Annotated in this window: 12 protein-coding genes and 1 tRNA gene; 3 read left to right on the forward strand and 10 right to left on the reverse strand. The window is 66.3% G+C overall.

Going from position 1 to position 14,806, the window contains the following annotated elements:
- Nucleotides 1–4 precede the first annotated feature (4 nt).
- The 9 genes from prfA to argS form a co-directional block, all read right to left on the reverse strand.
- Nucleotides 5–1,075 carry a peptide chain release factor 1 gene (prfA, locus tag ACFQZZ_RS29625; protein ID WP_378687318.1) on the reverse strand — a complete coding sequence of 357 codons (1,071 nt, stop codon included), beginning with the start codon at nucleotides 1,073–1,075 and terminating at the stop codon, nucleotides 5–7.
- A 106-nt stretch (nucleotides 1,076–1,181) separates the two neighbouring features.
- Nucleotides 1,182–1,424: a 50S ribosomal protein L31 gene (gene rpmE / locus ACFQZZ_RS29630; RefSeq protein WP_328409859.1), complete on the reverse strand. Its 243-nt coding sequence runs from the start codon at nucleotides 1,422–1,424 to the stop codon at nucleotides 1,182–1,184.
- Between the two features lie 277 nt (nucleotides 1,425–1,701).
- Entirely contained in the window at nucleotides 1,702–1,980 is a 279-nt protein-coding gene (locus ACFQZZ_RS29635) for a hypothetical protein (RefSeq protein WP_378687320.1), read from the reverse strand.
- Nucleotides 1,981–2,056: 76 nt separating this feature from the next.
- Nucleotides 2,057–4,051 carry a transcription termination factor Rho gene (gene rho, locus ACFQZZ_RS29640; protein WP_378687321.1) on the reverse strand — a complete coding sequence of 665 codons (1,995 nt, stop codon included), beginning with the start codon at nucleotides 4,049–4,051 and terminating at the stop codon, nucleotides 2,057–2,059.
- A gap of 436 nt (nucleotides 4,052–4,487) precedes the next feature.
- Complete coding sequence (gene thrB / locus ACFQZZ_RS29645) at nucleotides 4,488–5,447, reverse strand: homoserine kinase (RefSeq protein WP_378688007.1); 960 nt, start codon at nucleotides 5,445–5,447, stop codon at nucleotides 4,488–4,490.
- 43 nt (nucleotides 5,448–5,490) lie between these two features.
- The gene (thrC, locus tag ACFQZZ_RS29650) at nucleotides 5,491–6,585 is read right to left on the reverse strand and encodes a threonine synthase (protein WP_378687323.1); all 1,095 of its coding nucleotides are present in this window, start codon (nucleotides 6,583–6,585) and stop codon (nucleotides 5,491–5,493) included.
- The gene (locus tag ACFQZZ_RS29655) at nucleotides 6,582–7,937 is read right to left on the reverse strand and encodes a homoserine dehydrogenase (protein WP_378687325.1); all 1,356 of its coding nucleotides are present in this window, start codon (nucleotides 7,935–7,937) and stop codon (nucleotides 6,582–6,584) included. The genes thrC and ACFQZZ_RS29655 overlap by 4 nt, the downstream gene beginning before the upstream one ends.
- The gene (lysA, locus tag ACFQZZ_RS29660; protein WP_378687327.1) at nucleotides 7,934–9,355 is read right to left on the reverse strand and encodes a diaminopimelate decarboxylase; all 1,422 of its coding nucleotides are present in this window, start codon (nucleotides 9,353–9,355) and stop codon (nucleotides 7,934–7,936) included. Before lysA ends, ACFQZZ_RS29655 begins: the two co-directional genes overlap by 4 nt.
- Before the next feature lie 46 nt (nucleotides 9,356–9,401).
- Nucleotides 9,402–11,054, reverse strand: coding sequence for an arginine--tRNA ligase (gene argS, locus ACFQZZ_RS29665; protein WP_378687329.1), 1,653 nt, complete (start codon nucleotides 11,052–11,054; stop codon nucleotides 9,402–9,404).
- A 91-nt stretch (nucleotides 11,055–11,145) separates the two neighbouring features.
- Between argS and ACFQZZ_RS29670 the strand changes: the two genes are divergently transcribed.
- The 3 genes from ACFQZZ_RS29670 to ACFQZZ_RS29680 all read left to right on the forward strand — a co-directional run bounded on the left by ACFQZZ_RS29670 (nucleotide 11,146) and on the right by ACFQZZ_RS29680 (nucleotide 13,155).
- Nucleotides 11,146–12,096 (forward strand): DUF3105 domain-containing protein, encoded by a 951-nt coding sequence (locus tag ACFQZZ_RS29670; RefSeq protein ID WP_378687330.1) that lies wholly within the window; start codon nucleotides 11,146–11,148, stop codon nucleotides 12,094–12,096.
- The gene (locus tag ACFQZZ_RS29675; RefSeq protein ID WP_378687332.1) at nucleotides 12,097–12,951 is read left to right on the forward strand and encodes a DUF305 domain-containing protein; all 855 of its coding nucleotides are present in this window, start codon (nucleotides 12,097–12,099) and stop codon (nucleotides 12,949–12,951) included.
- A gap of 131 nt (nucleotides 12,952–13,082) precedes the next feature.
- Nucleotides 13,083–13,155: transfer RNA gene (locus tag ACFQZZ_RS29680), tRNA-Arg, on the forward strand.
- A gap of 825 nt (nucleotides 13,156–13,980) precedes the next feature.
- Here the strand turns inward: ACFQZZ_RS29680 and ACFQZZ_RS29685 are convergent.
- Nucleotides 13,981–14,730, reverse strand: a complete 750-nt coding sequence (locus ACFQZZ_RS29685; RefSeq protein ID WP_378687333.1) for a GntR family transcriptional regulator — start codon at nucleotides 14,728–14,730, stop codon at nucleotides 13,981–13,983.
- Nucleotides 14,731–14,806 lie beyond the last annotated feature (76 nt).

Below are 14,806 nucleotides of genomic sequence, written 5' to 3' on the forward strand. Positions count from 1 at the left end.
ATGCTTATTCGGCGGCCATTCTGGCTTCGCGATCCGCCTTGCCCAGTGCGTCCAGCAGGGCATCCATGTCGCCATCGAGCACGGCATCCAGGTTGTGGGCCTTGAATCCGATGCGGTGGTCGGCGATCCGGTTCTCCGGGAAGTTATAGGTGCGGATGCGCTCGGAGCGGTCGACCGTGCGTATCTGGCTGGCCCGGCCTGCCGCGGCCTCCTGGTCGGCCTGCTCCTCGGCGAGCGCCTGCAGTCGCGCGGCGAGCACCTGCATGGCACGCGCCTTGTTCTGTAGCTGGGAACGCTCGTTCTGGCAGGTCACCACGATGCCGGAGGGCAGATGGGTGATGCGAACGGCCGAGTCGGTGGTGTTGACGCCCTGGCCGCCCTTGCCGGAGGAGCGGTAGACGTCGATGCGCAGGTCGGTTTCATCGATCTGCACCTCTTCCACCTCGTCGGGCTCCGGGTAGATGAGCACGCCCGCGGCCGAGGTGTGGATGCGGCCCTGCGATTCGGTCACCGGGACGCGCTGCACCCGGTGCACACCGCCCTCGAATTTGAATCGCGACCAGACGCCGTCTCGCGCGGCGTCCTTGCTCTTGATCGACAGCGTGGCGTCCTTGTAGCCGCCGAGGTCGGAGATTGTGACGTCGAGAACCTCGACCTTCCACCCGTGCCGCTCGGCGTAGCGGATGTACATGCGGGCCAGGTCGGAGGCGAACAGCGCGGATTCCTCGCCACCCTCGCCTGACTTGACCTCGAGCACCACGTCGTCACCGTCGTGCGGGTCGCGCGGGGCCAGCAGATCCGCGAGCGTCTGCTCCAGTTCGACTACCTGGCGTTCCAGGTCGGGCACCTCGGCCGCGAAGGTCGCGTCGTCGGCCCCGAGTTCCTTGGCCGCGGCCAGATCGTCGCGGGCGGACTGCAGTTTGTTGTAGGTGGCCATGATCGGGGCCAGCTCGGCGAACCGCTTGCCGACCCGGCGCGCGGCGCCCGGATCGTTGTGCAGCGCCGGATCGGACAGCTGCAGCTCCAAGCCCGCGTGCTCGGCCAGAATGTCATCGATCGCGGACGGTTGCGTCACGGTAGTGCTTCCTCTCGTTTTTCCACGTCATCCCGGGCGAAGGCCGGGACCACACAAAAGCACCGACGCCCGGCCTGCGGAGCAGGACCGGGCGTCGGCGAGGAAGCTACTTGGCGTCGGCTTCGGCTTCGGCCTTCTTGCCGGCACGCTTGCCGTAGCGAGCCTCGAAGCGGGCCACGCGGCCACCGGTGTCGAGGATCTTCTGCTTGCCGGTGTAGAACGGGTGGCACTGCGAGCAGACCTCGACGGTGATGTGTCCCGACTCCTTGGTGCTGCGAGTCTGGAAGGTGTTGCCGCAACCACAGACGACCGTGGTGTCGACATACGTCGGGTGAATTCCTGCCTTCATGGGTGTCCTCTCGATATTGGCCGCCGGGTCGCCCTCGCAGATCGCTAGGACGTGAACCGGAGCCGACTAGGCGGGAGGTCTGCTCAGTGAGCAGACGCAACGACCGTTCAGTATGCCAGAACTGCCGCTACGCTCCCAAAACGCATCCCGGTACGGGTTTGTTCCCGGCCTCGCGAGTACTCCCCCACTCTTCCCGCCCATGGAAGTTCGGGCACGCGGATCCCACACTCTTACGGAACCCTTAAGTCGAGTAGTCGGCTACTCGGGAATGCGAACATCACTGTTCATAGAGTTTGAGGCCTGATTGCACAGTGTCGTGCCGAGACAGAAAGGAGAACTTCATGAACAGTCGAATCGCGCTCGCGGTCTTCGCCCTGTTGATTCTCACTGTCGCGGTGGGCTGGCTTGCCGTACCCGATGCCCCGAACAGCTCGACCTCCGCATACGCGATGCGGGCCACAACGGCCTTCGAGTCCTCGAACACCGGGAGCGCCACCGGCGCAACGGCAACGACCGCCATGGTCCTCGGCTTCATGATCAGCGGTGCTGCCGCCATCGGGCTGGCCTTCTTCGCCCCGGCGCATCCCGAAACGAAGCAGGGGCCCCGTTTGCACGGAGCCCCTGCTCTGGATTCACTCGTCGAGTGCGCCTGGCGCGGTCTTGCTTACCTGCATCAGGAACTCGAGGTTGTTCTTGCTCTTCTTCAGTCGGTCGATCAGCAGATCGATCGCCTGATGCGAGTCGAGGCCCGTCAGTACGCGGCGCAGCTTGTGCAGCACCGCGGCCTCATCTGGGCTGAGCAGTAGCTCGTCCTTGCGGGTACCGGACGGATTGACGTCCACCGCGGGGAACACGCGCCGTTCCGCGATCTTGCGGTCCAGCTTGAGCTCCGCGTTGCCAGTGCCCTTGAACTCCTCGAAGATCACCGTGTCACCGGTCGAGCCGGTCTCCACCATCGCGGTGGCGATGATCGTCAGCGAGCCGCCGTTCTCGATGTTGCGTGCCGCGCCGAGGAACCGCTTGGGCGGGTACAGCGCGGTGGAATCGACACCACCGGACAGGATTCGGCCCGAGGCAGGCGAGGAGTTGTTGTACGCACGGCCCAATCGGGTGATCGAGTCGAGCAGCACCACAACGTCTTTGCCCATTTCGACCAGGCGCTTGGCCCGCTCGATGGCCAGCTCCGCGACCGAGGTGTGGTCTGACGGCGGCCGGTCGAAGGTAGAGGCGATGACCTCACCCTTCACCGAACGCTGCATGTCGGTGACCTCTTCCGGACGCTCGTCGACCAGCACAACCATGAGGTAGACCTCGGGGTTGTTGATGGCGATCGCGTTCGCGATGTCCTGCATGATCGTGGTCTTACCCGCCTTGGGCGGGGAAACGATCAGCGCACGCTGGCCCTTGCCGATCGGCATGATCAGATCGATCACACGCGTGGTCAGCTTGTTCTGCGTGGTTTCGAGACGCAGTCGCTGGTTCGGGTAGAGCGGGGTCAGCTTGCTGAACTCGGGGCGGCGCTTGGCTGCCTCGACGTCACCACCGTTGACGGTCTCCAGCCGCACCAGCGGATCGAACTTCTGCCGCTGGTTGCTCTGCTCGCCGTCGCGCGGAGCGCGCACCGCACCGGTGATCGCGTCACCACGGCGCAGGCCGTTCTTGCGGACCAGGTTCATCGAGACGTACACGTCGTTCGGTCCGGCCAGGTAGCCCGAGGTTCGCACGAACGCGTAGTTGTCCAGCACGTCGAGGATGCCCGCGACCGGCTGCAACACGTCGTCTTCGCGAATCTCCAGCTCACGGGCCTCGCCCGTGCTTGGGCCGCCCTCGCGGTCGCGACCACGACGACGTTCACGGAAGCGACGTCCCCGCCGTCCGCGACCACCCTCGTCCTCGTCACCGCCACGGCTGCTGTCAGCACCGCGGCTGCTGTCGCCGCCACGGCCTTCGCCGCCACGGCCACCATTGCCGTTCTGGCTGTTGCGCTCGGACTGGCCACGCTCACCGGCTTGGCCACGCTCACCGGACTGGCTGCGCTCGCCCGACTGATTGCGCTCGCGGCGGCGTTCGCCCTGTTCCTGCTCCTGCTTCGGCTCGTCACCGCGCGATTCCGCCGACGCGGTCTCGCCACCGGAGCGTGCTTGGTCACGCCCGCGACGCTGCCTGCCACGACCACGCTGACCCGGCTCACGGCCGGATTCCTCGCTGGTCTCGGTCGGCACGGCATCGGCCTGCGCCGAGTCGGCCTGCGTTTGTTCAGACCGAGCAGACCTCGAGGGAGCGGACTTCGACGCGGCAGCGGGAGCCTCATTCGACTGAGCCACAGCGGGAGCCTGATTCGACGGAGCGGGAGCCTCGTTCGCCGCGGCAGGAGCCGAAGGCATCACATCCAGGGTCGCCTGCACCGGCGCCGCATTGGCGGTGTCCGCGTCGGACTTCACCTCGCCACGCGCGGACTTTTCTGCCTTCGCCGACTTTCCGGCCTGGTTTTCCTTGATAGCGGCGATCAAATCGCCTTTGCGCATTCCGGAGGTGCCTCGGATACCGAGCTCCCCCGCGAGCGCGCGCAACTGCGGCAACAACATTCCAGTCAGCCCCGATCGTGCGACGTCGGTTTGTTCGCTCATCTTCGAAATCTGTCCGGAGTCACTTTCGCGGTCGCCCGGGGTCGTTGGGTTGGATTCCACCCCGGGTGTCGCGAGCAGGTCCGTATCTGTCACGGAAATCCTTTCCTTCCCTCGATTGCCGTGTGCTATTTCGAGGGTTTGTTCCGCAGTCCGGGCACTGTGCCGAACTCGGAGTACAACCGCCGGACATCCGTCCAGCCGGTCGCTTGTGCCGTATCACCTGCCCCGCCGGACCGGCGGCTTCGCCACCAACTGGTGAAAGGTGGGTGAGATCATTCCAGTTGCGCAGCTACGCAGCACCCCCATGGCCTGGAGGCTCGAGCCTGGAGCCTGCTGGAGCGATTGCCCTGATGAAGCACCGGCGTCTGATGCGCACGATGTACGGACTCGCTCAGGATAGCTGGCAACTGTCAACCTCGGCAAGGCAGACTCGCCGTCAGTCGACCTGGACGCCTTCCGCGAGCCCCGGCTCGACCACCCGCAGGCCTTCCGCGGCCGCCAGTTCGCGGAGTTCCCGGGGGAATTCGCTGGTAATAAGGGCCAGTACGGTCGGACCGGCACCGGAAACCATCGCCGCGATACCGGCCGCACGCAGCCGGTGGATCCAGGCGGTGGTCAGCGGCAACGCGGGCGCACGCTGAGCCTGATGCAGCCGATCCGCGGTCGCGGGCAGCAGCAGATCCGGGCGCTCGGTCAGCGCGACCACCGCGAGCGCGGCCCTGCTGACGTTGAACGCGGCGTCGCCGTGCGGCACGACCTCGGGCAGCAGACCACGGGTGTGTGCGGTGGACGAGCGCTCCTCGGGAATGAGCACCACCGCACGCAGCTCCGGATGCGGCTCGAGGCGCACCGCACGGTAGATACGGGTCGGTGCGGCCGCGGTGCCGTCCGCGCCCGCATCGGCGGGGCGATCGGTCTCGGTCCAGGACACCACCACACCGCCCAGGACGCTGGCGGCCGCGTTGTCCGGATGTCCTTCGAATTCCGAAGCCAGCTGCACCAATTGGTCGGTACCGGTGGCCAGCGCGGGATCCAGTTTCGCGGCAAGGGCGCAGCCCGCGGCCAGCCCGCCGACCACCGCGGAGGCGGACGAACCGAGACCACGCGAATGCGGAATCACGTTGCGGCACACCACATCGAGGCCGTCGGCCCACACGCCCGCGGATTCCAGGCCACGCTCGATGGCGCGCACCACGAGATGCGAAGGGCCCCACGGCACGTCGTCGGCGCCCTCGCCCTCCACCCGGATCGTCAGGCCGGAATCGGTAGTGCGCACCTCGATCTCGTCGTAGATGCCCAATGCCATACCGAGCGAATCGAATCCGGGCCCCAGGTTCGCACTGGAGGCAGGCACCCGTGCGAGCACGGACAACCCAGCGGGCAGCGTCCGTGTCACGACCGCGGCCCGCTCACGCAGTTGACTTTCCCGCGCACTCAACTCAGGCCAGCTCTAGCTCGGCGGCCACCGCGACCGGATCGACCGGAATGGCTTGGACCTGCGGTATTCCCAATAGCGCTGTGTCGGGATCCTTGAGCCCGTTACCGGTTACGGTGCACACCACGGTCAGGCCGGAATCCAGCCAGCCCTCCTTGCGGGCCGCGAGCAGCCCGGCGATGCTGGCCGCCGAAGCAGGTTCGACGAAGACACCCTCGCTGGCGGCGACCAACCGGTACGCCTCCAGGATTTCCTCGTCGGTGGCGGCGCGGAAGGCGCCGCCGGACTGCTCCTTGGCTTCCATCGCGCCGTTCCAGGACGCGGGGGCGCCGATCCGGATGGCGGTCGCGATGGTCTCCGGGTCCTTGACCGGGGCGCCATTGACCAGCGGTGCGGCGCCCGCGGCCTGCACACCGAGCATCCTCGGCAGCTGCGTGGTGATGCCGTCGGCGTAGTACTCGCGGTAACCGCGCCAGTAGGCGGTGATATTGCCCGCGTTGCCCACCGGGAGCGCGTGCACGTCCGGCGCCCGGCCGAGCACATCGCAGATCTCGAACGACGCGGTCTTCTGCCCCTCGATACGAGCCGGGTTCACCGAGTTCACCAGTCCGATGCTCGGGAAATCCGCGGTCACCTTGCGCGCCAGCTCCAGGCAGTCGTCGAAATTGCCCTCGACCTGGATGATCTTCGCGCCGAGCATGACGGCCTGGGCGAGCTTGCCCATGGCGATCTTGCCCTGCGGGATCAGCACGGCGCAGGTCATGCCGGCGCGGGTCGCGTAGGCCGCGGCCGAGGCCGAGGTGTTGCCGGTGGAGGCACACAGCACGGCGGTCTGGCCGCGGTATTTGGCGTCGGTGATCGCCATCGTCATCCCGCGGTCCTTGAACGAACCCGTCGGGTTCAGTCCCTCGACCTTGAGATACACATCACACCCGGTCAGCTCGGACAGGTGCGGCGCGGGCACCAGCGGGGTGCCGCCCTCGAAAAGGGTGACCGGCTCCCAGTCGGCTGCGCCAGCGAGTCGATCGCGATAGGCCGCGATCAGCCCCGGCCAGCGGGAGTGCACTCCTGCCTGCGGCGCGACGCCAGTCGTACTCATTCTTCGGTGCCTTCCAATCTCAGAACACTGGTCACTGATGTGACGGACTCCATCTCCGCAAGTGCGGCCACGGTGTCCGCGAGCGCCGACTCCACCGCGTGATGGGTGACAACCACGAGGCGCGCACCGTTGCCGTGCCCTTCCTGGCGGACGGTCGAGATGCTCACTCCGTGCTTGGCGAACTCACCCGCCACCTTGGCCAGAACCCCGGGACGGTCTTCGACCTGCAGGTTCACGTGGTATCGGGTCGGCGTATCGCCGATCGGCGCAATCGGTAGCTCAGCATAAACCGATTCGCCGGGAGCGCGGCCACCGTAGAACTTGTTGCGCGCGGCCATCACCAGATCACCGAGGACCGCGGACGCCGTCGGAGCGCCGCCAGCGCCCTGGCCGTAGAACATCAACCGCCCCGCGTTCTCCGCCTCGACGACCACGGCGTTGAACGCGCCGCTCACCGCGGCCAGCGGGTGCTTGCGCGGGATGAGTGCCGGGTAGACGCGCACCGAGACGCGCTCCTTGCCGCCGTCTTCCGGGCCCGGCTCACCGGGGCCCGCGCCGACCCGCTCACAGATAGCGAGCAGTTTGACGGTGCAATCCAGCGCGGACGCGGTCTCCAGGTCCTCCGCGGAGATCGCCGAGATGCCCTCGCGGAACACATCGGCCGCGGTGACCCTGGTGTGGAATGCCAGCGAGGCCAGGATCGCGGCCTTCGCCGCGGCGTCGTAGCCCTCGACGTCGGCGGTCGGGTCGGCCTCGGCGTAACCGAGGCGGGTGGCCTCGGCGAGGGTGGCCGAGTAGTCGGCGCCCGTCTCGTCCATCGCGGACAGAATGAAGTTGGTGGTGCCGTTGACGATGCCGACGACCTTGTTCACCCGATCACCGGCCAGCGACTGGATGAGGGGACGCACCACCGGGATGGCGCCTGCGACGGCGGCCTCGAAGTACAGGTCGGCGCGGCTGCGCTCGGCGGCCGCGGCCAGCTCACCGGTGTAGTCGGCCAGCAACGCCTTGTTCGCGGTCACCACGGACTTGCCCGCGTTCAGCGCGGCCAGGATCAGCCTGCGCGGCGGATCGATACCGCCGATGACCTCGACGACCACGTCGACATCGTCGCGGGCGACCAGCGCGTCCGCGTCGGTGGTCAGCAGTTCGGCCGGGACTCCGCGGTCGGTGTCCAGGTTGCGCACCGCGACACCGCGAAGCACGACCGGCGCGCCGACGCGTGAGCGCAGGTCATCGGCGTGGTCGCGCAGAATGCGCACCACCTCGGTGCCGACATTGCCCATCCCGAGGACCGCGACCCCGATCGGACGATCGGTTCCCCATGTGCCTTGCTTCGCGGCATTGGTCATGATTCCACCTCCAGGCTGAGCAGGTCCGCCACCGTTTCCCGGCGCAGAATGAGTCGCGCAACGCCGTCGCGGACCGCGACGACCGCCGGACGAGTCAGCTGGTTGTACCGGCTGGACATCGAATAGCAGTACGCGCCGGTGGCGGCGACCGCGACCAGATCGCCTGGGCCGACATCGGCGGGCATCCAGGTGTCGCGAATAACGATATCGCCACTCTCACAATGCTTTCCGACGACCCGGGCGACGACGGGATCGGCCTCCGACGAGCGCGAGACCAGACGGCAGTCGTAGTCCGCCTGATACAGCGCGGGGCGGATGTTGTCGCTCATGCCGCCGTCCACGCTGACGTAGCGCCTGCTCAGTCCGCCGTCCAGCGAGACGTCCTTGATGGTGCCGACCTCGTACAGGGTCACGGTGCCCGGTCCGGCGATGGCGCGACCCGGCTCCACCGCGACGGTCGGCTCGGGCAGACCGGCACGGTCCGCCTCCTCGCCGACCAGCTTGCGCAAGCTCGTGGCGAATTCGTCCAGCGGCGGCGGGTCATCGTTCGGCAGGTACGAAATACCAAGGCCGCCACCGAGATCCAGCGTGGAGATCTGCGCGGTGCGCTCGATGCCGAACTTGTCGACAGCGGCACGCAGCAGGCCGAGCATCCGGCGGGCGGCGATCTCGAAGCCGTCGAGCTCGAAGATCTGCGACCCGATGTGCGAGTGCAGACCGACCAGACGCAGGTTGTCGGCCTCGAACACCCGGGCAAGCGCCTCCATCGCGTCGCCACCGGCAATGGAGAAACCGAACTTCTGGTCCTCGTGCGCGGTCGAAATGTATTCGTGCGTATGGGCTTCCACGCCGACGGTGACGCGGACCAGCACGTCCTGCACCACGCCGGCGCGGCCTGCGACGACCTCGAGGCGATCGATCTCGATCAGCGAGTCGACCACCACGTGCCCGACCCCAGCGGCGACTGCCGCCTCGAGCTCGACTACGGATTTGTTGTTGCCGTGCAACGCGATTCGCTCGGCCGGGAAGCCCGCGTGCAGCGCGACGGCGAGTTCGCCGCCGGAGCACACGTCCAGCGAGAGGCCTTCGTCGCGGATCCAGCGGGCGATCTCGCCACACAGGAACGCCTTGGACGCGTAATGAACTCGCGCATTCGAGCCGAACGCGCGCACCATATCGCGGCAGCGGGAACGGAAATCGTCCTCGTCCACCACGAACAGCGGGGTACCGAACTGCGTGGCCAGATCGCGCACCGGCACACCGGCCAGCCGCACAATGCCGTCGGCGTCGCGGGAAGCGTTGCGCGGCCATACATTCGCGGGCAGGTCGATCATCTGCTTCGGATCACGCGGGCGCTCCGCCAGATTGGGGGCGTGTGGGATCTCGGCGTGCCGGGGTCCGGCTGGATGCGCGCTCACTGATTTTCCTTCCTCGCACTGCTCGTCTCGAACACCGATAGCCGGTTCACATGCGCTCCGGTGCGCTGACGCCGAGCAGCCCGAGGCCGTTGGCAAGTACCTGCCGGGTGGCTTCGCACAGCGCAAGCCGTGCCGTATGCAGCGGCGTCGGCTGCTCGTCACCCTTGGGCAGCACCTGGCATGCGCCGTAGAACCGGTGATAGGCGCCTGCCAGCTCCTCCAGATAGCGGGCGACCCGGTGTGGTTCACGCAGACCGGCGGCGCTGGCCACCACCCGCGGGTATTCGCCGATCGTGCGGATCAGTTCGCCTTCGTGCTCGGTGGCGAGCAATCCGAAGTCCGGGTTGTCGATGGTCACCCCGAGATCCACAGCGTTGCGCGCCAGCGAGGACAGCCGGGCGTGCGCGTATTGCACGTAGTAGACGGGGTTTTCGTTGTTCGCGCTGGTCCACTGGTTCAGATCGATGTCGATGCTCGAGTTCACCGAACTGCGCACCAGCGCATAACGGGACGCGTCGACCCCGATCGCCTCGACGAGGTCGTCGAGGGTGACGACGGTGCCCGCACGCTTGCTCATCTTCACCGCGGCGCCGTCTTTGACCAGGTTCACCATCTGCCCGATGAGCACCTCGACAGTGGCGGGGTCGTCGCCGAACGCGGCGGCGGCGGCCTTCAACCGGCCGATGTAGCCGTGGTGGTCGGCACCGAGCATGTAGATGCACAGGTCGAAGCCGCGGGCCCGCTTGTTCTGGAAGTAGGCGATGTCACCCGCGATATAGGCCGCGTGGCCGTCACTCTTGATAACTACGCGATCCTGGTCGTCACCGTATTCAGAGCTGGCGATCCACCACGCGCCGTCCTTCTGGTATAGATCGCCGGAATCCTTGAGCTTCGTGACGGCCTGCTCGACCGCGCCGGACTCGAACAGCGAGCTCTCGTTGAAGTAGACGTCGAAATCGGTGCCGAACTCGTGCAGCGACGCCCTGATCTGGGCGAACATCAGCTCGACGCCCTCAGCGCGGAACAGCTCGAGCTGCTCGGCCTCCGGCAGCGCCGGCGCCTCCGGATGCGCGGCGACGATCTTGTCGGCGATCTCGCCGATGTAGACGCCCGCGTAGCCGCCCTCCGGAGTCGGCGCGCCGGTGGCCGCGGCGACCAGCGACTTGGCGAACCGGTCGATCTGCGCGCCGTGATCGTTGAAGTAGTACTCGCGGGTGACGTCGGCGCCCTGCGCGGCCAGGATCCGGCCGAGCGCGTCACCGACCGAGGCCCAGCGGGTACCGCCGAGATGCACGGGGCCGGTCGGGTTGGCCGACACGAACTCGAGGTTGATGCGGGTTCCGGTCAACGCCTCCGACGTGCCGTAACCCGCACCTGCCGCAAGCACCTGCGCGACGATCGCACCCTGCGCGGACGCGGCGAGCCGGATATTCAGGAAGCCGGGGCCTGCCACGTCGGCGGAGTCGATGCCGTCGGTCGCGGCCAGCGCCGAGGCGAGCCAGGCCGCCAATTCGCGTGGATTCGTTCCGGCCCGCTTGCCGACCTGCATCGCCACATTCGTGGCATAGTCACCGTGTTCCGGATTACGGGGGCGCTCCACATTGACCTCGTCGGGCAGGACCGCAGGGTCCAGTCCACGTTCGACAAGCACCTTCGCCGCAGTTGCGCGAAGGAGATCTGCAAGGTCAGCTGGAGTCACGAGTCTCTATCCTATGGTCTGGGCGGGTGTACACCTCGAGTGGGCACCGCACTGCCAGCGGATCCATCACGTCGAAAGAGCACAACGAGCAATGCCGAGCACAAGTGCCAAATCGGCCAAGGCCGTCCGGGCCGCCGGGAAGTCATCGTCTTCGCGCAAGAAGGGCGGCGGCAAGAACCCGCTCAGCAAGAAGCGCCAGATCCCGTGGCTGGCCATCGGCGCTGCCGCGGTCATCATCGCATTGGTCGGTGTGCTCGCCTACAGCCTGGTCCCGAAGTACCGGGATAAGGCCGACCTCGAGAAGTTCACGCCGACTGCCCAGCGCAAAGACCCCTCGGATCAGATCCCGGGCGTGATCAAGCAGGAGTACCCGGCCGGTCTGCACGTCTCGGGCGCCCAGCGGGTGGCCTACGACCAGAGCCCGCCGTTCGGCGGCCCGCACGATCAGGCCTGGGCGAACTGCACCGGTGTGGTGTACAGCAAGCCGATCCGGGTGGAGAACGCGGTGCACTCGCTCGAGCACGGCGCGGTGTGGATCACCTACAACCCGGACAAGGTCGACGCGGCCGGGGTCGACACGCTGAAGAAAAAGGTCGAGGGCAAGCAACAGACGCTGATGTCGCCCTACCCCGGCTTGGAATCGGCGGTGTCGTTGCAGTCCTGGGGCCACCGGCTGAACGTGGACAGCGCGGACGACAAGCGGGTCAACCAGTTCCTCACGTCGCTGCGCGCCAACCAGTACGCCTATCCCGAAGTAGGCGCGAGTTGCTCCAACCCGTCGTTCGACGCAAATAACCCGCTGCCGTTCGATCCGACCCCGCCGGGACCGAATGCGGTGCCGATGGACGGCAAGGGCCTCGAGCCCGATCAGACCGAACTCGGTGGCGGCCTGCCCGGTGGAATCCCGGGTGTTCCAGGCGTTCCCGGGCTTCCAGGCGTTCCCGGGCTTCCCGGTGCGCCTGGCCTTCCCGGTGCGCCGGGCCTGCCGGGTGCGCAGATCCCGATGCAACCCGCACCCGGTCAACCGACGACAGGTCAGTAGATGCCCGCCGACACCAACATTGGCACCGAGCCGGAACCGGCCGACGCTTCCGGCAGTGACGACGACACCGGTTCGACCGAGCCAGACCCCGCCACCGCCTCCAGCAATGACGACAACGCCGGTTCGACCGAGCCAGACCCCGCCACCGCCTCCAGCAATGACGACGGCACCGGTTTGGGCGCGCAGTTCCGCCGCCAGCGCACCGCACTGGCGGTCATCGGTGCGATCGGCATCCTGCTCATCGGTTTCGCCGTCGGCGTCCTGGCCCGGATTCCGCTGGACCGCAACGCCGAACCCGACCCGAGCGCCGTCGATATCGGTTTCGGCCAGGACATGTCGGCCCACCATGCCCAAGCGGTCGATATGGCGGGCGTCGCACTCATCGGCTCCACCGACAACGACGTACGCAGGCTCGCCTACGACATCCTGACCACCCAGCAGGCCCAGATCGGCCGACTGCAGGGCTGGCTGCAACTGTGGGGCAAGTCGATGCAGAACGCCGACGGCTACATGGGCTGGATGACCGAACCCACCGACGGCGGCCACGACCACGCCGGCAGTACTGCGGGCCATCCCATGTCCGGCCCGATGCCGACCATGCCCGGCATGGCGACAAATGCGGAAATGACGGCGCTGCGCCAGGCCACCGGTTCGACACTGGACACGATGTTCCTGCAGCTGATGCTGCGCCATCACCAGGGCGGCATGTCGATGATCCAATACGCGGCCCAGCACGCCGAAACCACCGCCATACGCAGCCTGGCAAGCACCATGGAAACAACCCAGCGCGGCGAAGCCCAACTGATGACCACCATGCTCGCCGCCCGCGGCGCAACACCTCTCCCGATGACGTAAGCGCGATCTGCGCCGGGTACGAACCTGCGAACCACCCGGCCCGGCGCACTTTTTGGCGGACAGCTGCCGATGCGATACGCTTGCCCCGCCCGATCGGCTGCCCTACCAGGCGCCCGACCGAGATCTATCCCGCCCTCGTAGCTCAGGGGATAGAGCGTCTGCCTCCGGAGCAGAAGGCCGCAGGTTCGATTCCTGCCGAGGGCACATAGGCCACCTACCAAAAGCACTGGTAGGTGGCCTTTTTACGTCCCAAATCGCGAGGTTGCGCAGTTACCGGGAGTATCCGTGATTCGCCCTATTCGTCCCGTGTGTGTCGCACATATGTCGCACGCCGGGCGCACGGGCATCGCAGGTCGGGCTCCGGCCAGGCGCTCGATGCTGCGCTCGGTGAATTATCGACGACAGCTCTCCCCCGTCGTACGTGAAGGCCGCCGTACAACCAGCACCGGCCGCCCGTCGCGCGCCCGGTTACAAGATCATTTGTCTCGCAGTTGTCCCGAAGATGTCTCGAAGATGTCCCGAAGACGTTTAGTCCCGTCGAAGTGCGGGACAGTCCTCCCAATCTTGCGTTGACCTGCGCCTTCGGCGCAGGCTCTTGCTCTCCCCGTTCCTGATTCTCTATGGCTTCGCTGTTCATAGAGAATCAGGAACGGGGAGAGCAAGAGCCAGGGGTTCAGTAAGTAGAGGTAGTGAAAGTTAGAAGTGAGGAAGAGAGACCACAAAGAGGGGGTTGGGTAGGTGGCTGAGTCAGGTGCGGAAGCGGCGGTTTAGGGATGTCGGTGGTTGAGTCAGGTGCGGAAGCGGTGGTTAGAAGCCGCGAGTAGCGCAGGGAACAGCCCGTAGCGCGACCGCGGATCGTGCCAAGCGGTAGAGGACCACAACAGAAGAGGCAGCCGGGGCGGATTGATGCATAAGCGTCAAGTCCGGTCCGACGGTTGATGCATAGGCATCAACAGCGAATGGCCAGTTCAGCCAACATTCTCAACAGAGCCAACACCCACGAAACCCGAAACCGCCCCTAAACCGCTCTCACGCGGTTGTGATCGGATACTCGTTCACGATCACTGTTCGTTCGGCGGGCCAGACGTTCTCGGCAACCTCGAGAACTGTCCCATCTTCGGCCGTCACACAATGAACGACGTGAACCACTGGCGAACCAGGGGCAAGCTCAAGCACCGTCAGTTCGTCGGCAGTCGCAAGTCTTGCTATCAGGCGATCCTGAGCTCTTGCGTACTGCTTGCCTGATAGTTCCTCGATGCAGAGGAACAGCGCTTTCGGCACTACCGAGGGTTCTTCCAAGTAGGTCCCGGCCGCGAACTCCATCGGTATGTAGCTTGCTCCGATCTCTTCCGGACGGCCCGTGGCTTTGTCGAACAGGTGTCGGCGGCGCGTGACAACATGCGTTGTGCCCTCCGGAAAAAGGTCCGCTACATGGCTGGGAACTGGCTCAACCCCTGCGGCGACGATCTCGTGCCGCAGGTGTGGCGTGAGTAGTTTCTGGTCGACCCTCGCCCGGCCGTAGTGTCGCCAGCCCGATCGTTGTAGCCGATTTGTCTCTTTGACGAACGACCCGATCCCGTGGCGAGATTCGAGAAGACCCTCTGAGCGGAGCACGCTGAGCGCCTGACGGACCGTCGGCAGGCTGACGTTAAATCGCTCGGCCAGTTCAGGTTCAGTCGGTATCCGCTGGCCCGGTCCCAGTACGCCGTCGCCAATCTCGCGCCGTAGCGCATCCGCGATTCGGCGGTACTTAGGAGCAAATGCGCTGGTGTTGTCCACGTGTGCCCTGTCTGTGCGCGGGTCGAATCCACGTCAAAGTCTAGTCTTCACGAAGACTTGACCTCCTTTAGCCCTC

The organism is Nocardia sp. GCM10030253 (assembly GCF_042675075.1).
Taxonomy (GTDB): Bacteria; Actinomycetota; Actinomycetes; order Mycobacteriales; family Mycobacteriaceae; genus Nocardia.

Coding starts and splice junctions, on each gene's coding strand:
- rpmE (WP_328409859.1), bottom strand. CDS start 1,424: ATGAAGGCAGGAATTCACCCGACGTATGTCGACACCACGGTCGTCTGT.
- ACFQZZ_RS29635 (WP_378687320.1), bottom strand. CDS start 1,980: ATGGCGGCAGCACCGCTGATCATGAAGCCGAGGACCATGGCGGTCGTT.
- rho (WP_378687321.1), bottom strand. CDS start 4,051: ATGAGCGAACAAACCGACGTCGCACGATCGGGGCTGACTGGAATGTTG.
- thrC (WP_378687323.1), bottom strand. CDS start 6,585: ATGAGTACGACTGGCGTCGCGCCGCAGGCAGGAGTGCACTCCCGCTGG.
- ACFQZZ_RS29655 (WP_378687325.1), bottom strand. CDS start 7,937: ATGACCAATGCCGCGAAGCAAGGCACATGGGGAACCGATCGTCCGATC.
- ACFQZZ_RS29670 (WP_378687330.1), top strand. CDS start 11,146: ATGCCGAGCACAAGTGCCAAATCGGCCAAGGCCGTCCGGGCCGCCGGG.
- ACFQZZ_RS29675 (WP_378687332.1), top strand. CDS start 12,097: ATGCCCGCCGACACCAACATTGGCACCGAGCCGGAACCGGCCGACGCT.